We start from the raw sequence: 20,029 nt of genomic DNA, 5'->3' as shown, positions 1-20,029 counted from the left end.
TAAGGTTCGTTAGTTGAAAGCGCCGCTGTCGCTTTTGCTTTCCGGACGTTCGGCTGCGACCTTCTGGCGGTAGCCGCTGGCGCGATAGGCGGCAATCGGTTCAATCGCCCCGCCAGTGCGGCGGCGGGCTTCAGCCAGTATCGGTTCAACATCGGTACGATAGGCGCGTTTCAGCGTGTCCGACGCCATCAGCGCGTCGTTTTCCTGTTGATAGGTTTCCAGCGCCTCGCGGTCCACCAGCAGCGCCTGCGCATAAGCGCGGCGGATTTCATTTGCCGACGAAATAAGGCTTTCCAGCGGATCCGTCACATTGTGCGACTGATCGATCATATGCGCCGGGTTAAAATCCTTCACGCCCCGATACTCCCCATCCACCAACTCGTTGAACACCAGAAACAGGCGATAGGGATCGATGGAACCAGCATCGAGATCATCATCGCCGTATTTGCTGTCGTTGAAATGGAAACCCCCGAGCTTGCCGAACTGGATGAGCCGCGCCACGATCATCTCGATATTGGTGTTGGGCGCGTGATGGCCCAGATCAACCAGACACTGCGCCTTGGGCCCAAGCGTCGAGGCGATGAGATAATTTGTGCCCCAGTCCTGAACCACCGTCGAATAGAAGGCCGGTTCATACATTTTGTGCTCGGAGAACAGACGCCAGTCGTCGGGCAAAGCCTTGTAGATTTCGCCCATGGAAGCGAGGTAACGCTCGAAGGCGCGGGTAAAATTCTGCTGGCCGGGGAAGTTGGACCCATCGCCAAGCCAAACCGTCAGCGCCTTGGAGCCGATGGCATTGCCGATTTCGATACATTCGAGATTATGCTCGACCGCCTGCGCCCGCACCGCCGCATCGACATGAGTAAGCGATCCGTATTTGTAGGACAGTTTCTGATCGGCAGCGTCCGAAAACGTGTTGGAATTCATGGCGTCAAAGCCAAGGCCCAGCGCTGCCGCATGGGCTTTCAACTTCTTCGGGTCCGCCTTGTCCCATGGAATATGCAGCGAGACATTCGGCGTTGCGCGCGAAAGCTCGTTGATAACGGCGCAATCGTCCAGCTTGTCGAAAATGCCACGCGGCTCGCCGCCACCGGGAAAGCGCCCGAAGCGGGTCCCGCCCGTACCGGTGCCCCAGGAAGGCACGGCGACGAAATAGCTTGCCACCTTGTCGGTGATGGTGTCGATCTCGATGCCGCGACGCGCCAGCTGCGTACCCAGCGCCTGATAATCGCTATTCAGCACCTTTTCGAAACCGGAATTATGCTCGGCGATGAAATCCGCCGAAATACGTTGATCGGACATGGTTCCTCCCAGAACATTCCAGATTATAGGGTCAACGTGGGAAACTCTGCTGGTTCCCGGCATCGACATTGATGATGTTGCCGGTGGATTTTGCCGAAGCGTCGCTGGCAAGAAAATAAATCGCTTCGGCGATATCTTCTGGCAGAACATTGAGCTTCAGCAGCGACCGCTTGCGATAATGCTCCTCCAGTTCCGAAACGTCGATCTTGGAGGATGCAGCACGCTGTTCGCGCCATTCGCCGTCCCAGATCTTGGAGCCGCGCAAAACCGCATCCGGATTGACCACATTGACGCGAATGCCGGCATCTGCACCTTCCAGCGCCAGACAGCGGGCCAGATGAATTTCAGCAGCCTTGGCCGTGCAATAGGCGGATGCGTTGGGCGACGCGGCCAGACCATTCTTGGAAGCGACGAACACCACATTGCCGCCGATCTTCTGGCGGCGGAACAGACGGAACGCCTCCCGCGACACGAGGAAATAGCCGGTTGCCAGAATGTCGATATTGCGGTTCCACATCGACAATTCGGTCGCTTCGACCGGGGCCGACGAGGCGATGCCCGCATTGGACACCAGAATGTCGATGCCGCCGAGCTCGACACTTGCCTCGACAAAGGCGTTTGCGACACCCTTTTCGTCGGTCACGTTCAACTCAACGCTGCGGACCTGATCGGCGCCAAAGCGTTTCGACAGATTGGCGTGAGCGGATTTGAGCGATTCTGCGTCAATATCCGCCAGAACCACGCAGGCCCCCTCGCCCGCCAGCCGCTCGGCGGTGGCATAGCCGATGCCGCCAGCCCCACCGGTGATGAGCGCGATGCGCCCGGCCAAGCTTTTCGGCTTCGGCATGCGCTGCAGCTTGGCTTCCTCAAGCAGCCAATATTCGATGTCGAAGGCTTCCTGTTCCGGCAGGCCCTGATATTCGGACACGGCTGACGCGCCGCGCATGACATTGATCGCATTGACGTAGAATTCGCCAGCGATGCGCGCCGTCGCCTTGTCGCGGGCAAAGGACAACATGCCGACGCCGGGGATCAGGAAAATCACCGGATTGGGATCGCGCATCTTGGGCGAATTGTCGTGCTTGCAGGCCTCATAATAGCGCTTGTAATCGGCGCGATAGGCTTCCAGCGCATCCTCAAGCCCGGCAACGATGGCATCGACATCCGGCTTGGCCGGATCGAAATTGACGACCAGCGGGCGGATCTTGGTGCGCAAAAAATGATCCGGGCAGGATGTGCCCAAAGCGGCCAGCGGGCGCAGTTCCTTCGCATTCACGAATTCCAGCACCGCATCCTGATCGTCGAAATGACCGAGCTTGCGCTCTTCCTTGCCGATAAGACCGCGAATTTCCGGCATCAGCCGCGCGGCGATGGCGCGACGCTCGGAAGCCGCCAGACTTTGCGTGACAGCACCGCCGAAAGCGGGTTTGCCTGCCGTCTTCTGGTCCAACCATTCAATGGCCTTGTTGATGATGGCGAGCGTGGTTTCGTAACAGGTCTTCGCATCATTGGCCCAGGTGAAAAGCCCATGACTTTCAAGGACAACGCCCTTGGCCTTTGGATTGGCCTTCACGAAGGCCTCAAGGTCGAGACCGAGTTGGAAACCCGGACGACGCCATGGCAGCCAGCCAATATCGTCACCGAAAATTTCCGCCGTCAGTTCGCGGGAATTTTTCGACGCGGCAATCGCAATGATCGCATCGGGATGCATGTGATCGACATGGCTGAAAGCGACGAAACCATGCAGCGGCGTATCGATGGATGCGGCGCGCGGATTGAGGTTGAAGGTGCAGTGCGGCAGGAAGCCGACCATGCGGTCTTCATCCTCGACGCCCTTATAGATGCTCTTCAGCGCATCGAGCTTGTGCTGATAAAGCGTGGCAAAACCATCGAGCTTGATGGTGCCGACATCGCCGCCCGAGCCCTTGACCCAGAGAACCTGCACCTTTTCGCCGGTCAGCGGATCGATTTCCTCGACCTTCGCAGAGGTGTTGCCGCCGCCGTAATTGGTAATGCGCTTGTCTGACCCGAGCAGATTGGAGCGGTAAAGCAGCTTTCCCGGCTCATCCAGCGTTGCCGCCTTGGCGTCGTCCCAGCGATTATCGAGCAGCCGATTGCTGACCACCATGTCATCCTCCCAAGTCAGTTATGCCAAATCTTTTGGATAAGTCTTTTGGCCCATCGCGACGCGCATATCCTTCCCATGCGCGAGCGATCATGTTGGCGGCAGATATGACGCATGAAACGAAATACTGTCAATCACAAACAATCATAACCGATCAAATATTTTACGCATGTGCGAATTATTGATTGTTTGTGATTGACAGACGGTCGCAATATGAGAATAGATGGAGACAGGAGGAGCCATGCACGAAAGAGAGCGCCACCGCATCATCCTGAGCGCTGTTCAGGAAAAGCCGGTGATCACCATTCAGGATCTGGTGGAATTGACGGAGGCGTCGGAAGCGACCCTTCGGCGCGATATCGCATCGTTGCATATGCAGGGCCGTATCAAGCGCGTGCGCGGCGGGGCGGAAGCCATCCATCCGCCGCAGTTTGGCAGTCTGGCGGGGCGTCCGTTCAAGGTTTCGGAATCCGAAAATGGCGATCGCAAGCGCGCCATCGCCCGCGAAGCCGTGTCGCTTTGCGATGAAGGCGACAGCATCATCATCAATGGCGGCTCCACGACATTCCAGATGGTGCATTATCTGACCGCGCGCCGCCTTCAGGTGCTGACCAATTCCTTCGCCATTGCAGAACATCTGTTGCGGCAGTCGAAAAGCACCGTGATCGTGCCCGGCGGCGCGATTTATCGCGACCAGAGCCTGATCCTTTCGCCTTTCGACAATGACGTCATCCGTAATTTTTACGGTCGGCGCATGTTCATGGGCTGCCAGGGTGTCAGCCCGCTCGGCGTGATGGAATCCGACGCGCTGATCATCCAGAGCGAACAGAAACTGATGGGCCAGGCGGACGAGCTCGTCCTGATGGTCGATTCATCGAAATTCACCCGCCGTTCCAGCCTTATTCTTTGCCCGCTCGACCGTGTCAGCACGCTGATCACCGATGACGGTATTTCCGATGAGGCGCGGCGGATGGTCGAAAATGCGGGTATCCGGCTGATTGTAGCGCAGGTTTCCGCAAATGCCGGCAAGGGTGGCGAACAGGGGGATTCCGCCGAGGTTGCCTGAGCCAATTCCATTAGCATCCCGGCCAATGCCGGGATCGTTGTCAAACTATGTCTTTATACTGGGAGGAACGAGACATGAAGCTTTTCAAGAAACTCGCGCTTGGTACCGCACTGGCTGTCGCCTTCATGGCAAGTCAGGCACAGGCCGCCGACATCAAGATCGCGCTCGTTGCGAAGTCGCTCGGCAACGGCTTCTTTGAAGCCGCCAACAAGGGCGCGCAGGAAGCCGCAAAGGAACTCGGCGGCGTCGAGGTCATCTATACCGGCCCGACCACCACGACCGCCGAAGGCCAGATTGAAGTCATCAATTCGCTGATTGCCCAGGGCGTCAACGCCATCGCCATTTCCGCCAACGACCCGGATGCGGTTGTACCAGCGCTGAAAAAGGCAGCCCAACGCGGCATCAAGGTGATCTCTTGGGATTCGGGCGTCGCTCCGGCTGGCCGTATCGTTCATCTGAACCCATCGTCCAACGAGCTGATCGGCAAGATGTGCCTGAAGCTTGCCGCCGACCACCTGCCGGGCGGCAAGGGCGATTTCGCGATCCTGTCCGCCACCACCACCTCGACCAACCAGAATATCTGGATTGCCGAGATGAAGAAGCAGCTCAAGGACTTCCCCGGCCTCAATCTCGTCACCACCGTCTATGGCGACGACCTTGCCGACAAGAGCTATCGTGAAGCGCAGGGCCTGTTGAAGTCGAACCCGAACGTGAAGGTCATCGTGGCGCCGACCACCGTGGGCGTTCTGGCCGCTTCGCAGGCCGTGAAGGATGCCGGCAAGATCGGCGATGTCTATGTGACGGGCCTTGGCCTGCCGTCTGAAATGGCTGGCGCCATCAAGTCGGGCGCGACCAAGGAATTCGCCATCTGGAATCCGATCGATCTCGGCTATTCCGCAACCCAGATCGCCTATCACCTCGTCAAGGGTGATGCCGATGGCAAGCCGGGTTCCGAAATCGACGCCGGACGCATGGGCAAGATCACGATCGGCGAAAACGGCGAAGCCGCGATGAGCGATCCTTTCGTCTATGACGAGAAGAACATCGACCAGTTCTCCAAGGTCTTCTGATCGGAAAGCGCATCCCGAAAAGTGGCATTGGATATGCAAATCCAATGCCGCCTATCGTTTTCCAAACCCGATTTCAGGTATCTGCGATGAATGCAGCCTTTCAATCCGGCGCGGAGCCGACGCTTGCCGCTACGGACCAGCCCATTCTGGAAATGCGCGGCATTGCCAAGACATTTCCCGGTGTGCGTGCGCTTGATGATGTCAATATCGCGCTCTATCCCGGCAAGGTGACGGCGCTGATCGGCGAGAACGGCGCGGGCAAGTCCACGCTCGTGAAAATCCTCACCGGCATCTACCAGCCCGACGAAGGCGAAATCCGCATCGACGGCAAGCCGGTGCATCTGGCAACCGCACAGGATGCGACCGATCAAGGCGTCACGGCCATTCATCAGGAAACTGTGCTGTTCGACGAATTGTCGGTGGGCGAAAACATCTATCTCGGCCATGCGCCGCGCACGAAATTCGGCTTCGTCAACTGGAAGGCCGTCTATGCCCGCTCGCAGGCGCTGTTATCCTCGCTGGAAACGACGGTCGATGCCCGGATAAAACTCAAGGAACTCTCCATCGCCCAGCGCCATCTGGTGGCCATTGCCCGCGCGCTGTCGGTGGATTCGCGCATCGTCATCATGGACGAGCCGACCGCAGCCTTGTCGCGCAAGGAAGTGGACGACCTGTTTCGCATCGTGGCGCGCCTGAAGGCGCAGGGCAAAGCCATCCTGTTCATCAGCCACAAATTCGATGAGGTTTACGAAATCGCCGATAATTATGCGGTTTTCCGCGACGGGCACGCCGTTGGGCACGGCACGCTCGCCGATACGCGGCAGAACGATATCGTGCGCATGATGGTCGGGCGGTCTGTCGATCAGGCCTTCCCCAAGCAGGATGTCACCATCGGCAAGCCGGTGTTGAAGGTTGAAAACTATTCGCACCCGACCGAATTTCGCGACATTTCCTTCGAGCTGCGCAAGGGGGAAATCCTTGGTGTTTACGGCCTTGTCGGCGCCGGGCGCTCGGAATTCGCACAATCGCTGTTCGGTATCACCAAGCCATCCCGTGGCCGTGTGACGCTTGAAGATCGCGAGATCAGCATCCGCCGCCCCGGCGATGCGGTGGCGCATGGCATCGTCTATGTGCCGGAAGAACGCGGACGCCACGGCGCGGTGCTGCAACTGCCGATCTTTCAGAATGTTTCGCTGCCGTCGCTTGCCCGCACCTCGCGCAATGGTTTTCTGCGCATGGCGGAAGAACTGGCGCTGGCGCGCAAATATGCCGAGCGCTTCGACCTGCGTGCCGCCGCGCTTTCCGTACCGGTGGGGACGCTATCCGGCGGCAATCAGCAGAAGGTCGTGATTGGCAAGTGGCTCGCCACCAATCCGAAGGTCATCATTCTCGACGAGCCGACCAAGGGCATCGATATCGGCTCCAAGGCTGCGGTTCATGCCTTTATCAGCGAATTGGCCGCCGAGGGGCTCAGCATCATCATGATCTCGTCGGAGCTGCCGGAAATCATCGGCATGTCGGACCGTGTGATGGTCATGCGCGAGGGCCTGATGGAAGGCGTTTTCGAACGCGCCAGCCTTGATGCGGAAGTGCTGGTGCGCGCCGCCACAGGCAATGCTGAGCAGGCTGCGGAGTAGATCATGAAACAAGTGCTGAAACAGCGGGAACTCCTGCTCCTCATCATCATCGCGCTTCTGGTGGGCCTGTTTGCAAGCCGCGCGCCGGGCTTTGCCAGCGTTGGCAATCTGGCGGGCATATTCAACGACACGTCCATCCTGATCATCATCGCGCTTGGACAGATGGCTGTGATCCTGACCAAATCCATCGATCTGTCGGTTGCTGCCAATCTCGCCTTTACCGGCATGGCCGTGGCAATGCTCAACGCCACCTATCCGGGCCTGCCTCTGGTGCTGCTGATCGTGCTTGCCATCGGCATCGGTGCAGTTTTGGGCGCGATCAACGGCATTCTCGTCTGGAAACTCAATATTCCGGCGATTGTCGTCACGCTTGGCACGCTCACCATCTATCGTGGCATGGCCTTTGTGCTGTCCGGCGGCGCCTGGGTGAATGCGCATCAGATGACAGCGCCCTTCCTCAACACGCCACGCACGCCTTTTCTCGGCCTGCCGCTCTTGGGCTGGACGGCGATCCTGATCGTGGCGCTTGTCTATGTGCTGCTGACGCGGACATTCTTCGGGCGCGCCCTTTATGCCTCCGGCGGCAATCCGACCGCCGCCGTCTATACCGGCATTGATGTTGGCCGCACACGCTTCTTCGCCTTTGTGCTGTCGGGTGCGCTTGCCGGTCTGTGCGGCTATCTCTGGGTCTCGCGCTATGCCGTCGCCTATGTCGATATCGCCAATGGTTTTGAACTTGACAGCGTTGCGGCCTGCGTCATCGGCGGTATCTCGACGCTCGGTGGCATCGGCACAGTTGCCGGTGCGGTTCTGGGCGCGCTGTTTCTCGGTGTCATCAAGAACGCTTTGCCGGTCATCGACATATCGCCCTTCTGGCAAATGGCGATCTCCGGTTCCGTGATCATTCTGGCGGTGATCTTCAATGCGCGGCAGGAAAAGCGGCGCGGACGCATCATCCTGCGCGACAAGGCCGCGAAGACTTATGAGGAGGTTGCGGCATGAGCGAGACCGGTATGAACGACCAGCGCCGTCATATTCCCGATCGCCTCGGAACGCCCTTCTCGCGCATCTTCGCCAGTTGGGAAATGCTGCTGCTTGGCGTGGCGATTGCGATCTTCATCGCGAATTCCTTCGCCTCGCCCTATTTCCTCGATGCGTGGAACCTCTCTGACGCCACGTTCAACTTTACGGAAAAGGCGCTGATCGCCTTCGCGATGACGCTTCTGATCATTTCCGGCGAAATCGACCTTTCCGTCGCCGCCATCATTGCGCTTTCCTCGACCGCCATGGGCGCGGCGGCGCAGGCTGGTGTTGGCACGCCGGGTCTGGTCGCCATCGGCATCGGCACCGGCCTGGTCTGCGGCGCGATCAATGGCGGGCTGGTGGCCGGGCTGAAACTGCCATCCATCGTCGTGACCATCGGCACGATGAGCCTTTTCCGCGGCATTTCCTATATTGTGCTCGGCGATCAGGCCTTTGGCGGCTATCCGGAAAGCTTTGCTTATTTCGGACAGGGCTATGTGTTCTGGGTCTTTTCGTTCGAATTCGCGCTGTTCGTTCTGTTCGCCGTGCTGTTTGGCGTGCTCCTGCACGCCACGAGCTTTGGACGCCGCGTCTATGCCATCGGCAATAATGAATTCGCGGCGCGCTTTTCCGGCATTCCGGTCGAGAAAACCAAATTCATCCTCTTCCTGATGACCGGCGTCATGAGCGGCATCGCCGCCGTCTGCCTGACGTCGCGCCTCGGCTCCACACGCCCCTCCATCGCGCAAGGCTGGGAACTGGAAATCGTCACCATGGTCGTGCTCGGCGGCGTATCGATTCTCGGCGGATCGGGCACAATCGTCGGCGTGGTGATAGCGGCTTTCGTGATGGGCCTCGTGACCTTCGGGCTAGGCCTTCTCAATGTGCCGGGCATCGTCATGTCGATCTTCATCGGCCTCCTGCTGATCGTCACCATTTCGCTGCCGATCCTGATCCGGCAGTTCAAGGGGAAGCGCGTGGCATGACCACCGAACGCTATGCATTTCGCATGAAGCTCAATCCCGGCATGGAAGCGGAATATCGCCGCCGTCATGATGAGATCTGGCCCGAACTGGTCGAACTTCTGCACGCGGCGGGCGTGTCGGACTATGCCATCTATCTCGATGAAGAAACCAATAGCCTGTTTGGCGTGCTGACGCGCAGCGCCGGTCACGGCATGGCGGCCCTGCCCGACCATCCCGTCATGAAGAAATGGTGGGCGCATATGGCCGACATCATGGCCACGAACGCCGATAATTCTCCGGTTTCGGTCGATCTCAAGCCCGTGTTTCACATGTCATGAAGCGCCCATGAAAAACATTGCCATTCTCGATATCGGCAAGACCAATGCCAAAGTCGTCGTGATCGATGCGGCAGGCGGTGAGGAAATTGCAGCGCGCCGCATGCCGAACACCGTTCAGCGCGACGGCCCCTACCCGCATTATGACATTGAGGCGTTGTGGCGCTTCTTTCTGGCAAGCCTGTCGGAATTTGCGCGGGAGCCGGGCTTCGATGCCATTTCCATCACCACGCATGGCGCGTCGGCCGCCCTTGTCGCTGCAGACGGCACGCTGGCCATGCCGGTTCTCGACTATGAACTTGAATATCCGGCCGAAATCCGCGCCGCCTATGCGGCCATCAAGCCGGATTTTCGCGATACGTTTTCGCCGACGCTGTCGCTTGGGCTCAATCTCGGCGCGCAGCTCCACTATCTGAAGACGGTCTTTCCAGCCGATTTCGCGCGCACCCATTTCATATTCACCTACCCGCAATATTGGGCCTGGCGTCTGACCGGCATTGCCACATCGGAAGTGACGTCGCTCGGTTGCCACACGGATTTGTGGTTGCCGAAACAATCGGCTTTTTCGGCGCTTGTCGACCGGCTGGATATTCGCGAAAAATTCCCGCCGCTGCGCTCCGCCTTCGATGCGCTTGGGCCATTGCTGCCGAAGATCGCGACAGAAATCGGACTACCCTCCCCCGTTCCGGTGCATTGCGGCATTCACGATTCCAACGCATCGCTGCTCGCACATCTGATGGATCGCAAAGGCTCATTTTCCGTGGTTTCGACGGGCACATGGGTGGTGAGCTTTGCCGTGGGCGGCAATCTCGACCAGCTGGACCCGAAGCGCGATACGCTCGCCAATGTCGATGCCTATGGGCGGGCCGTGCCTTCGGCGCGCTATATGGGCGGGCGCGAATTCGATCTGATGACCGAAGGGCTGCAAAAGCCCTCGCCTTCTGAATATGACGCGCTTGCCGCGCAGGTTTTGCATCGCAGCATCATGGCCCTGCCCTCAGCCGTTCCGGGCTGCGGCCCTTTCCCCGACACGCATCTGCGCTGGCGCAATGCGGATCAGCCAAGCGATGCCGAACGCTACGCTGCCGCCTGCATCTATGCCGCGCTCATGACGGAAAGCTGCCTTAGCCTGCTGGGCGCGAAGGGGCCCATTGTGGTCGAGGGTCCTTTTTCCGATAATGCTATTTATCTGAAAACATTGGCGAATTTTTCAGGCCGCGCGGTTGAGGCCATTGCCGGATCAACCGGTACGGCCACCGGTGCAGGGCTTCTGGCAGGTGCAACCCCAAAGGAAAAGCACGGCAGAATCTATCAGCCGGACGATGGCGCTTCCGGCAGTGTCCATGCCGCCTATCGCGCGAAGTGGCTGGAAGCCGTCACGCCGCAACCAGCGCGCTGACCGGCAAGGCCCGCATCCAACAAGGTGTCACGTGATTGTGAAATCGTTGGCTTCCACCAGCGATCCAATTCACTTGCCATATTCAAGGCACTTGTCATAAGCTACAAATAATAAGGTAGCTTATAAATAAGTGGGCATACAAGTGGCGGACACCCGCGTTCTCGGTTTTCTGTTGCATGATGTGGCCCGCCTTCTTCGCAAACGTTTTGAGCAGCGCGCACGCGGGACTGGCCTGACACGGGCACAGTGGCAAACGCTGGCATTCCTCTCGAAGAATGACGGGATCATGCAACGCAGTCTGGCGGATCTGCTGGACGTGGAGGCTATAACCCTCACGCGCATTCTCGACCGGCTTGTCGAACAGGGATTTGTCGAAAGGCGACCCCACCCGACCGATCGGCGTGCGCATCTGATTTACATTTGCGAGGCGGCAAAGCCGCTTCTGGAAGATATGCGCGAACTCGGCGGCGAAACGCGGGCCGAGGCGCTTGAAGGTGTTTCGCAGGCGGAGCAGGAACAGCTGATCCAGACCCTCCTGTCGATGAAAGACAATCTCTCCCGGGCTTGCCGGTCTCCCGCAAGTCCCGAAATCGTCAACGAAGATACAGAGCATGACTGACACGTCCAATATCGTAAAACATCCCGCCACGATCGAACGGGATGAGCCTGAAGCACGTCGAGAAACCCACGCCGAAAGCACTGCTCCGTCCGCGCAGCCGCAAAGCGCCATCCACACGACCCCAAAGCCCGGCGCAAGCGACATCGCCGCACGCCGCCGGTTGAAGCGCCGCCGCATGATGTTTTCGCTTCTGCCGCTGGCGCTTGTGGTCGGCGGCTATTTCTATGTCACCGGCGGGCGCTACGTTTCGACCGACAATGCCTATGTGCAGGCCGATATGGTGGGCATCTCGACCGATGTTTCGGGGCTTGTCGCCGGTATCGACGTGCATGAAAACGAGCTGGTCAAAGCCGGACAGGTGCTGTTCCGCCTGAAGCCGGATTCCTTTGCCATTGCGCTTGAAGGCGCGCAGGCCGAACTCGGCCATGTGCGCAATCAGATTTTGGCGCTACAGGCCGGCTACCAGCAATCGCTTGCCGAAATCACACAGGCCGAGGCCGATCTGCCTTTCTATCAGGCCACTTTCAAGCGGCAGCAGGATCTCGTGGCGACCAGCGCGTCGTCGCGCGCGACACTCGATCAGGCAAAGCACGATCTCGATGCTGCGCAGCAGAAGGTTGCCGTGGCCAAGGCGCAGGCTCAGTCGGCGCTTGCCCAGCTCGGCGGCAATGCCGACCAGCCGGTGGAACAGAACCCGCTTTATCTGCAGGCCAAAGCCAAGCTGGATGAAGCCCAGCGCCAGCTTGATGACGCCACCATTCGCGCCCCCTTCGATGGCATTGTCACCAATGTGAACAGCCTGCAGGTCGGCTCTTATCTGCAAGCCGCGCAACAGGCATTTTCGCTGGTTTCGTCCGATCATCTCTGGATCACCGCCAATCCGAAGGAAACCGAACTGACCGGGATTGAACCTGGCCAGCCTGTGACGATTTCGGTCGATACCTATCCCGATGCGCGTTGGGAGGGCAAAGTCGCCAGCATCAGCCCGGCTTCCGGCTCCAGCTTCTCGCTGCTGCCAGCGCAGAACACGTCCGGCAACTGGGTCAAGGTCGTGCAGCGCATCCCCATGCGTGTCAGCATCGACAACAAGAACGGCCAACCGCCACTGCGTGTCGGCATGAGCGTCAATGTTGAAGTCGATACCGGCCACGCGCGCGGCCTGCCGCGCTTCATTACCAATCTTTTCGGCGGTGGAAACCATGTCTAACGTCGCCATTTCCGGCGCGTCCATCGTCGCACATCGCGGCGCGATCACCGCTTGCGTCATTCTCGCGGTCATCATGCAGGCGCTGGATACGACGATTGCCAATGTCGCCCTGCCCTATATTCAGGGCAGCGTTTCGGCAAGCGCCGACCAGATCAACTGGGTGCTGACCTCCTATATCGTGGCGGCCGCGATCATGACGCCACCATCGGGCTTTCTCGCCGCCAAATTCGGTCGCAAGCGCGTGTTGCTGGCAGCCATTGCGGGCTTCGTTCTGGCCTCCGTCCTGTGCGGCCTCGCGCAATCCTTGCCGCAGATCGTCGGTTTCCGACTTTTGCAGGGCCTGTTCGGCGCTTCACTGGTGCCGCTGTCGCAAGGCATTCTGCTCGATATCTACACGCTGGAAGAACGTGGCTCCGCCATGGCGCTTTTCGGCGTTTCGGTGATGGTTGGCCCGGTTCTCGGACCGGTCATTGGCGGCTGGCTCACCGATAATATGAGCTGGCGCTGGGTTTTCTATATCAATGTGCCGATTGGTGCGCTGGCTTTTGCGGGGATCATGGTCTTCGTGTCTGAAACGAAGATAGATCGGACGGCGCGATTGGACTGGACCGGCTTCGGTCTGCTCAGTCTAGCCATTGCCTCACTGCAATTGTTTCTCGATCGCGGCGAGCAGATGGACTGGTTTTCATCGAGCGAAATCGTCATCGAGTCACTGGTTTGTGCAGCGGCACTCTATCTGCTTGTGGTGCATACATTCACGGCAGAGAATTCTTTCGTCAAACCGCAGCTGTTTCTGGACCGCAATTTCTCGGTAAGCATGCTCTTCATCTTCATCATCGGCGTGACCTATCTGGCGTCGCTGGCGCTGATGACGCCTTATCTTCAGACCTTGATGGGCTATCCGGTGACCACCGCCGGTATCGTGATGGGCCCGCGCGGCATGGGAACCATGGCCTGCATGTTTCTGGTCGGCAAACTGATTGGCCGTGTCGATTCACGCTATCTGCTTTTGACCGGTCTCGGACTGACGGCCTGGGCCATGTATGAAATGACCGGCTGGACGCCCAATATTTCTCAATGGACCATTGTGCGGGTCGGGTTCATTCAGGGTGCGGGTCTTGGCTTCCTGTTCGTGCCGCTCACCACGATTGCCTTTTCCACCCTCCCCACGCATCTGCGCGGCGACGGCACTGGCTTGTACAATCTCTCGCGCAATATTGGATCAAGCGTCGGCATATCGATTGTAGCGGCCCTGCTGACAGAAAATGTTCAGGCCAATCACGCGGATATCAGCGCCTATGTCACGCCGTTCAATCATCATTTCGATGGCGCAATTGTTTCGCAATATCTCAATCCGACCACTGCCACCGGACGCGCGCTTCTGGACAATATCATCACGCAACAGGCGACAATCATCTCCTATATCGATGACTTCAAGCTGCTAATGCTGATGTCGCTTATGGCGATGCCGCTCGTTCTTTTGCTCCGCAAGCCGAAGATCGCGCAGGAAGTCGATCACAGCATCGCCATGGAATGAGACGAACGCTTACAGTTTGGCGAACTCGATATAGAAATCGTGGACGCCGGAGGCCAGAAACTGCACGGCAATGCAGGTCAGGAGAAAGCCCATGATCTTGGTGATCGCCTGCATACCATGTTCGCCAAGCACTTTCTCGATGAACGTCGCCGACGATAGCGCTGCGTAAGCGATGCCGACCGTTAACAGGATGGCGACTATAACGATGATGTGGCCGATGATCGGATGTTCAGCAGGTATCTGTGACCCGAAGCTCATCACCACGGCAATCGATCCCGGACCCGCAAGACTGGGCATGGCAAGTGGCGAAAAGGAATAATCAATCTCAGCCTTCTTGATCTCGGAAGGCTCGACATTGACTTCCGAAGACGTGTCCTCGCCGGAAAAGATCATTCGAAGCGCTAGGATCATGATGATAATGCCGCCCGCAACCCGAATGCCGGGCAGCGATATATTGAACAGCGCGATGATCCCCTGTCCCAGCAGAAGAAAAGCCGTCAGGATGGAGAATGCGTAGAGGCAGGCCTTTATGGCTTGTCTGCGTCTGTTCTCTTTGCTCATCCGCTTGGTCAAAGCCATATAAAGCGGAATAGTGGTGAGCGGGTTCATGATCGGCAGAAGACCGATGAAGACGATAGAAACATATTTGATGAAATCGATAGTCAAATTCACTGCACGGATACTCCGCTTCTTAAATACTACGTTTGTCGGATGATCGGCCCTACTTGGACTTGGCTATTGGGCGTTCTCATCGGTGGCCAGTCTTGGGACAAAGCTCGTCGTCTTCTGGTTTTGTAACGCGAAAGTCAGGACCTGAAAGAGTACTGCTGTTGACCAGCCGAACAGCAAAACACCATTCATTGCGGTCATCGGACCCATGAGATGCCAGCGTTCGAGCGGAACTATATCCCCATATCCCAATGAGGTAAAATTCACGAACGCGAAATAAAGTGCGTCTGCCCCAGCGGGTATGGCGAGAACCATGTTGTAAGATACCGACCATATAATGATTTCGATGACCTGTGTTGCCAGCAAAACTGATGCGGCAACCGACATTGTCGAGATCAGCGCCAGCATAGCGTATTTCTGCAATGATTTATGAATAAGCCGCGTCGTCTTGATCACCACGATCGTCGCCAAAGCATGCAGAACAACATTGATCAAACCTATCGTGCTTCCAAACGCAAGTTGTTGAAATATTAGGAACATATAATATCTTCCTTTGTTTCCTTTTCTTGCGTAGCACTAAGCACTTTCGGTATCGATTACTCTCCTTTTTGGTCTCTGCGAAACGGTATATTCGATAAATTTGCTGTTACTGCCTAATGAGCGCGACGTTGTGCATTCAGCGCGGCCAACATCATCGGCTTGATCGAGAAGCCACTGTCCGCAGCCTTTTCTGTCAATATACGCAGATATCCTCCAGCGGATCGAATCTGATCATAACGCTGCAGAATATAGGCAATTGCGATGGCCGTATTATAGTTTCCGAGCGTCTTTTTAGCCAAATCATAGAGCTTTGCGTCGATCCCGAGGAAACAGCGTATAGTCTCGGCTGCATCCACCAATCCATGCCATTGCAGGATAGGGCTCGGTGAATAAGCTTCGATCTCCGGGCAAGCTCGAAGGACCATATCGAGCGAGATCGTCGGTTCGCTCTGTGCGTTATCGATTATGATCTGGCGCTGGTCGATTTGTGAAATGCTGTCCTTTTCAAAAAAGGAATCTGGATTCGATTCAATTTGCTGCCGCTCATTTTGAGACTCATTGCCGCTCAGATTTTCTGTATTTTGATGCATATTCAGAAGCTTATCGATTTCATCCGAAAGTGTTTCCATCGCAGTGACCAACAGAGCCAGCTCATCGCGTTCCGCACGACGCGGAATGGTATCGACAATGGTCCGAAAGCGCTGGTTGATCGCCAACCAATCGCCGGAAAGCTTCTCGGCCATGGCAAATTCAATCAGCTTGGTGATATCGCGACGCAGCAACGTCAAACGTTCGCGCTGACCGCGCAATGCTGCCTTATCTGCCCTCACCTGTTCGGCTGAAGCCTTAAGTTCATCCGCGCGCAACAATAAGGGAGCGAGCGAAAAGCCAAATGCAATCTGCAACTCGCCGCTTTTGGCGCGGCGTGCATAGCGTTTGCCGTTCGGGCTGTCCTGGCGGGTGATGAAACCGGCATCGACCAGCGCGCCAAGATGACGCCGCAATGTAGCGTCTGCCATGCCATGGGCACGCAGCGCCAACTGCTTGTTGGACGGAAAGACGATCATGCCGTCATTGGCCTTGAGCTGATTATCCGGATGAAAGGACAGCAATGCTGACAGAACCGCCAGCGAGCGATCATTAAGGCCATAGGTCGTCTTTGCTTCACACAGCCAACGATGCAGCTGCCACTTATCGACGGTGAGGTCTTGCGGCATTTGTCGGGCATTGCGTTGCGCTGCCAACAAGGCAGCCGTCATCGGTCGACTGCCAAACGGCGTCGAAGCCAAATGCATCTCCATTTTCTTTCACCTTCCACAAGGCAAAAGAAATCCACCCGCCGAAAAGACGCTTAAGACACTTGACAGTGATTCGTGGATTTGCGATTCTCTAGCTGCTAAACCAATGAGAAGGGCTTCCACACGGCGACGTTTGGGGGCCTTTTTCTTTTGCTATCTCGTTCCTTTTCCTTCGAGCACTCTTCCAACGGGATCGTCGAAACGGCTCATCTCTTTGTGGGAACATTTTCTCGATGCAAAGCCGTTTCGGACTTTGGCTGAAAATGCTCTCAATTACGCGATACAGATACGCAGATAATCGTACTCAGATACTGGACTGGGCTGCGATAACCGCTTTCCAATCCGAATGCTTGTTACTTCTCGTCATTCTGGAACGACGCATAGAGCGTATCCAGATTGCGTGAGAGCCATTCGGCAAATCGTGGGCCATTGGCTGCACCGAGCGCCAGCGTTGCAGATTTGCCGTTCTGCTTGATTGTGGCGCTGACGGACTTGTCCGCAGCCGTCCATGTCGCACCGGGGCGCAAGGCCGCCTTGGTGACAGACTTCTTCTGACGGGCGCCCTTCAGATAACCATAAAGCTGTTCGAAGCGTTCAGCCGAAGTTGCTGCATTGAAAGCATCCGTTGCCATCAGTTCTTCTGCAGCGCCTTGTTTACCGGGAATCTCGATCAGCTTACGCAGTTCGAGCCAGCGGTCACGACCAATGCCCTTGGCAGGACCGATGGCCAGAAGAATGGCCTCTGGTATCGCTTTCGGGATGGTCAGCATCTTTGACAGAGTTTGATAGTCGATAGTCAAAGCGGCCCGTATGGCTTCCCGCTCGAAACCAAGCGCTTCCAGACGTGCTGCGAACAGCACACGCTCGATGAAACTCAGATTGGCGCGAGCCGAGTTTTCCTGGCCCTGGCTCAAAACATGCTCGAGATCGGCAAGCGGCTTGATAACCGCTTTAACCTTCAGGCCTAGTTCGCGTGCAACCCGAGCACGGCGATGACCAAAGACGATCATATAACGGTCGCTGGTCTCAGGATGCGGGCGAACCAGAATAGGGCTGTCCTGACCTCGCTCACGAATGGCTTCGAGAAGCTCCCGATACTCCTGATCGTCTGCTTCAGGCAGGCGGTCGGCCACGAAAGACGCATCGAGACTGGACGGGTCAAGCTCCACGACGGTTTCGCCATCAAGCCTTTGTGAAGCCTGTTTAGCGAGCTCATCAATCGAAGCGGAAAGCGACTTGGCAGCGCCGAACCGGCGCGATATGGCATCGACCGGCTGGGAAGGCTGTTCCGCCACCGGTTCGTTCCGCATCACGCTATCAAAGATGTTCTTTCGTGCCATTCTCTATTCCTCAAACCGGTCAGAGACCTGATTTTATTGCGTATTTGCCGTTTTAGACGGCAGTCTAACGTCCCCATGCTTCGTGGATAAGGCCGCGGATCTCAGAATTGACCGCTTCCATGGCTTCCATCGCGCGATCATAAGTGCCGCGGTTCATGGATGAACGTTCGACTTCGTAAAGCGTTTGTTTGGTCAGGCCGGCATCCGATATGGCCGTCGATTTCAGCATCTGATGCTTGAGCATGTGAGAGGCCAGCATGCTCTGCATGAAACCCACCATCTGCGCCTGGGGCACGTCAGTCGGTTCATAACGGGTAATCAGATAGCGGAACCAGTCGAGCTGTACTGCACCGCCAGCCTGACGAACGGTTTTCAGAATATCGCCTAGCATCAGCAGGAACTGCGACATCGACATAAGGTCGAGCATCTGCGGATGAACCGTAATCAGCACCGATGTTGCGGCGGACAGTGCCGTCAGCGTCAGATAGCCAAGCTGGGGAGGGCAGTCGATCACGACGACGTCGTAGGAATCGTCGACCTCGGCCAAGGCCGTGGCGATGCGGTTCCAGAACATCTTGCCCTCGCCGCCATTCTGCATGGCCAAAGGCGTATCATATTCATACTCCTGCAGTTCCAGCATCGCCGGTATAATGTCGAGACCGGGGAAGTTCGTCCGGCGAATGACATCGCGGATGGGCTTCTTTTCGGAATCGTAACGAATGGCTTCATAGAGCGACGGGAATTCATCGAGCTCTGGCTGGATACCGTGCAGTGCCGACAAAGAGGCCTGCGGATCGAGATCGATGGCCAGCACACGATGGCCGGTCAAGGCGAGATGCTGTGCAAGATGCGCCGCCGTCGTGGTCTTGCCTGAGCCGCCCTTGAAATTGACGACCCCGATGACCTGGAGCTTTTCATGGGCCCGGCGGTGCGGAACATAGCGCTTCACTTCAGCGCGACCGTTCTGGTCGAGCCACAAACGCAGTTCATGCAACTGGTCTACGCTGTAAGCACGGCGTCCACCTGTCAAAATGGTCGGCTCGACGCCCTTGCCTTCGAGATGTAGTTTCTTCAGATTGCTGGGTGAAACGCCAAGGAAATATGCAGCTTCGGCCATGGAAAACTGACGCAGATTTTTCCGCGCGTCTGGTGGGAAGTTTTCATGGCGCAGCAGATTGAGCTTGCGGGAGATTTCTCTCCCCTGCGTCAATATCATGTCGTCAAACGACAATGCCGCTGTTGAATTTGCGATATTCATTACGTTGGGATCCCTAATGACGGCATCGGAACTAATACCGCCTAAATACCGTCATTATGTCCGATTCTTTTAGTATCGCAAGAGCTGCCCGAATTAACAAAGGGTTAGCAGGCATTTAAAAATTACAAAGAATTTTATCTTTCCGAATCGAATTCATTTATCGATTTGTTTTTAAATGATTTTATCGAGATTAGACGGCAGTCTATCATTGTTTGCAGCATGCTGCTCACAGAAGGTGGAGTCATTTATTGTCATCCTCCACGCTTTTTGGGTGATGGATGGGCGTTCCGAATCGTCACGAGCGCTTTGCGCCCGGTTGTCCGGCTCGTATCTTTCCAGATACGTCTTGCCTCGGAGCGAAAGTGAAATCAACAGTGCCGACAGGGGTCATTAGTCAAATGCGCAAACCTGTCGGGGAAGAACCGCTTAATGTCTAAGAGCGACCGGCCCAGCCGGGGTTGAATTGGCAACGAATGATGTTTTTTGTGATTTCAGCGTTGGATGCAGTAGATTTTTTAACTTCTTCGCGTTACGATCAAAGTATCGTTAGGCAGATTCTTTTTGAGAGCGGCGAGCCCGCCTTAACGGTAAAAATCGCCTTAGAAAAACGGTTTTGAGAGAGTCGCGCTAGGGAAACCT

General features: G+C 56.8%; 17 protein-coding genes. 10 read left to right on the top strand and 7 right to left on the bottom strand.

Annotated features, from left to right (window positions below; all coding sequences use genetic code 11):
• Nucleotides 1-9: 9 nt before the first annotated feature.
• Both rhaI and JAU75_RS11995 read right to left on the bottom strand, forming a co-directional pair.
• Nucleotides 10-1,302, bottom strand: a complete 1,293-nt coding sequence (gene rhaI, locus JAU75_RS12000) for an L-rhamnose catabolism isomerase (protein WP_199056743.1) — start codon at nucleotides 1,300-1,302, stop codon at nucleotides 10-12.
• Nucleotides 1,303-1,333: 31 nt separating this feature from the next.
• On the bottom strand, nucleotides 1,334-3,430 hold the full coding sequence (locus JAU75_RS11995) for a bifunctional rhamnulose-1-phosphate aldolase/short-chain dehydrogenase (RefSeq protein WP_199056742.1): 2,097 nt from the start codon (nucleotides 3,428-3,430) through the stop codon (nucleotides 1,334-1,336).
• Nucleotides 3,431-3,668: 238 nt separating this feature from the next.
• On the opposite strand from JAU75_RS11995, the gene JAU75_RS11990 reads away from it, so the two are divergent.
• The 10 genes from JAU75_RS11990 (at nucleotide 3,669) to JAU75_RS11945 (ending at nucleotide 14,285) form a co-directional block, all read left to right on the top strand.
• Complete coding sequence (locus JAU75_RS11990) at nucleotides 3,669-4,493, top strand: DeoR/GlpR family DNA-binding transcription regulator (protein WP_199056741.1); 825 nt, start codon at nucleotides 3,669-3,671, stop codon at nucleotides 4,491-4,493.
• 74 nt (nucleotides 4,494-4,567) lie between these two features.
• Nucleotides 4,568-5,563 (top strand): rhamnose ABC transporter substrate-binding protein, encoded by a 996-nt coding sequence (rhaS, locus tag JAU75_RS11985; protein WP_199056740.1) that lies wholly within the window; start codon nucleotides 4,568-4,570, stop codon nucleotides 5,561-5,563.
• Between the two features lie 86 nt (nucleotides 5,564-5,649).
• Nucleotides 5,650-7,200: a sugar ABC transporter ATP-binding protein gene (locus tag JAU75_RS11980; RefSeq protein WP_199056739.1), complete on the top strand. Its 1,551-nt coding sequence runs from the start codon at nucleotides 5,650-5,652 to the stop codon at nucleotides 7,198-7,200.
• Between the two features lie 3 nt (nucleotides 7,201-7,203).
• Nucleotides 7,204-8,202 (top strand): ABC transporter permease, encoded by a 999-nt coding sequence (locus JAU75_RS11975; protein ID WP_199056738.1) that lies wholly within the window; start codon nucleotides 7,204-7,206, stop codon nucleotides 8,200-8,202.
• Nucleotides 8,199-9,209 carry an ABC transporter permease gene (locus tag JAU75_RS11970; RefSeq protein WP_247880460.1) on the top strand — a complete coding sequence of 337 codons (1,011 nt, stop codon included), beginning with the start codon at nucleotides 8,199-8,201 and terminating at the stop codon, nucleotides 9,207-9,209. The genes JAU75_RS11975 and JAU75_RS11970 overlap by 4 nt, the downstream gene beginning before the upstream one ends.
• Nucleotides 9,206-9,526: an L-rhamnose mutarotase gene (gene rhaM / locus JAU75_RS11965; RefSeq protein ID WP_199056737.1), complete on the top strand. Its 321-nt coding sequence runs from the start codon at nucleotides 9,206-9,208 to the stop codon at nucleotides 9,524-9,526. The genes JAU75_RS11970 and rhaM overlap by 4 nt, the downstream gene beginning before the upstream one ends.
• A gap of 7 nt (nucleotides 9,527-9,533) precedes the next feature.
• The gene (locus JAU75_RS11960) at nucleotides 9,534-10,922 is read left to right on the top strand and encodes an FGGY-family carbohydrate kinase (protein WP_199056736.1); all 1,389 of its coding nucleotides are present in this window, start codon (nucleotides 9,534-9,536) and stop codon (nucleotides 10,920-10,922) included.
• A 142-nt stretch (nucleotides 10,923-11,064) separates the two neighbouring features.
• Nucleotides 11,065-11,541, top strand: a complete 477-nt coding sequence (locus JAU75_RS11955; RefSeq protein ID WP_199056735.1) for a MarR family transcriptional regulator — start codon at nucleotides 11,065-11,067, stop codon at nucleotides 11,539-11,541.
• The gene (locus tag JAU75_RS11950) at nucleotides 11,534-12,748 is read left to right on the top strand and encodes an HlyD family secretion protein (RefSeq protein ID WP_199056734.1); all 1,215 of its coding nucleotides are present in this window, start codon (nucleotides 11,534-11,536) and stop codon (nucleotides 12,746-12,748) included. The genes JAU75_RS11955 and JAU75_RS11950 overlap by 8 nt, the downstream gene beginning before the upstream one ends.
• On the top strand, nucleotides 12,741-14,285 hold the full coding sequence (locus tag JAU75_RS11945; RefSeq protein WP_199056733.1) for a DHA2 family efflux MFS transporter permease subunit: 1,545 nt from the start codon (nucleotides 12,741-12,743) through the stop codon (nucleotides 14,283-14,285). Before JAU75_RS11950 ends, JAU75_RS11945 begins: the two co-directional genes overlap by 8 nt.
• 9 nt (nucleotides 14,286-14,294) lie before the next feature.
• On the opposite strand, the gene JAU75_RS11940 is transcribed toward JAU75_RS11945, so the two are convergent.
• The 5 genes from JAU75_RS11940 to repA all read right to left on the bottom strand — a co-directional run bounded on the left by JAU75_RS11940 (nucleotide 14,295) and on the right by repA (nucleotide 19,390).
• Nucleotides 14,295-14,957, bottom strand: a complete 663-nt coding sequence (locus tag JAU75_RS11940; protein ID WP_199056732.1) for a MarC family NAAT transporter — start codon at nucleotides 14,955-14,957, stop codon at nucleotides 14,295-14,297.
• A gap of 63 nt (nucleotides 14,958-15,020) precedes the next feature.
• On the bottom strand, nucleotides 15,021-15,494 hold the full coding sequence (locus JAU75_RS11935; RefSeq protein WP_199056731.1) for a potassium channel family protein: 474 nt from the start codon (nucleotides 15,492-15,494) through the stop codon (nucleotides 15,021-15,023).
• Nucleotides 15,495-15,607: 113 nt separating this feature from the next.
• Nucleotides 15,608-16,795, bottom strand: coding sequence for a plasmid replication protein RepC (repC, locus tag JAU75_RS11930; protein ID WP_199056730.1), 1,188 nt, complete (start codon nucleotides 16,793-16,795; stop codon nucleotides 15,608-15,610).
• 350 nt (nucleotides 16,796-17,145) lie between these two features.
• The gene (repB, locus tag JAU75_RS11925; RefSeq protein ID WP_247880459.1) at nucleotides 17,146-18,132 is read right to left on the bottom strand and encodes a plasmid partitioning protein RepB; all 987 of its coding nucleotides are present in this window, start codon (nucleotides 18,130-18,132) and stop codon (nucleotides 17,146-17,148) included.
• Between the two features lie 64 nt (nucleotides 18,133-18,196).
• Nucleotides 18,197-19,390: a plasmid partitioning protein RepA gene (gene repA, locus JAU75_RS11920; RefSeq protein ID WP_199056729.1), complete on the bottom strand. Its 1,194-nt coding sequence runs from the start codon at nucleotides 19,388-19,390 to the stop codon at nucleotides 18,197-18,199.
• Nucleotides 19,391-20,029 lie beyond the last annotated feature (639 nt).

The organism is Ochrobactrum sp. Q0168 (genome assembly GCF_016427605.1).
Lineage (GTDB): Bacteria > Pseudomonadota > Alphaproteobacteria > Rhizobiales > Rhizobiaceae > Brucella.
Note: the sequence above shows the minus strand (reverse complement) of the source record. Positions and strands in the feature narration are given on the sequence as shown.

Coding starts and splice junctions, on each gene's coding strand:
- rhaI (WP_199056743.1), bottom strand. CDS start 1,302: ATGTCCGATCAACGTATTTCGGCGGATTTCATCGCCGAGCATAATTCC.
- JAU75_RS11995 (WP_199056742.1), bottom strand. CDS start 3,430: ATGGTGGTCAGCAATCGGCTGCTCGATAATCGCTGGGACGACGCCAAG.
- JAU75_RS11990 (WP_199056741.1), top strand. CDS start 3,669: ATGCACGAAAGAGAGCGCCACCGCATCATCCTGAGCGCTGTTCAGGAA.
- rhaS (WP_199056740.1), top strand. CDS start 4,568: ATGAAGCTTTTCAAGAAACTCGCGCTTGGTACCGCACTGGCTGTCGCC.
- JAU75_RS11980 (WP_199056739.1), top strand. CDS start 5,650: ATGAATGCAGCCTTTCAATCCGGCGCGGAGCCGACGCTTGCCGCTACG.
- JAU75_RS11975 (WP_199056738.1), top strand. CDS start 7,204: ATGAAACAAGTGCTGAAACAGCGGGAACTCCTGCTCCTCATCATCATC.
- JAU75_RS11970 (WP_247880460.1), top strand. CDS start 8,199: ATGAGCGAGACCGGTATGAACGACCAGCGCCGTCATATTCCCGATCGC.
- rhaM (WP_199056737.1), top strand. CDS start 9,206: ATGACCACCGAACGCTATGCATTTCGCATGAAGCTCAATCCCGGCATG.
- JAU75_RS11960 (WP_199056736.1), top strand. CDS start 9,534: ATGAAAAACATTGCCATTCTCGATATCGGCAAGACCAATGCCAAAGTC.
- JAU75_RS11950 (WP_199056734.1), top strand. CDS start 11,534: ATGACTGACACGTCCAATATCGTAAAACATCCCGCCACGATCGAACGG.
- JAU75_RS11945 (WP_199056733.1), top strand. CDS start 12,741: ATGTCTAACGTCGCCATTTCCGGCGCGTCCATCGTCGCACATCGCGGC.
- JAU75_RS11935 (WP_199056731.1), bottom strand. CDS start 15,494: ATGTTCCTAATATTTCAACAACTTGCGTTTGGAAGCACGATAGGTTTG.
- repC (WP_199056730.1), bottom strand. CDS start 16,795: ATGGAGATGCATTTGGCTTCGACGCCGTTTGGCAGTCGACCGATGACG.
- repB (WP_247880459.1), bottom strand. CDS start 18,132: ATGGCACGAAAGAACATCTTTGATAGCGTGATGCGGAACGAACCGGTG.
- repA (WP_199056729.1), bottom strand. CDS start 19,390: ATGAATATCGCAAATTCAACAGCGGCATTGTCGTTTGACGACATGATA.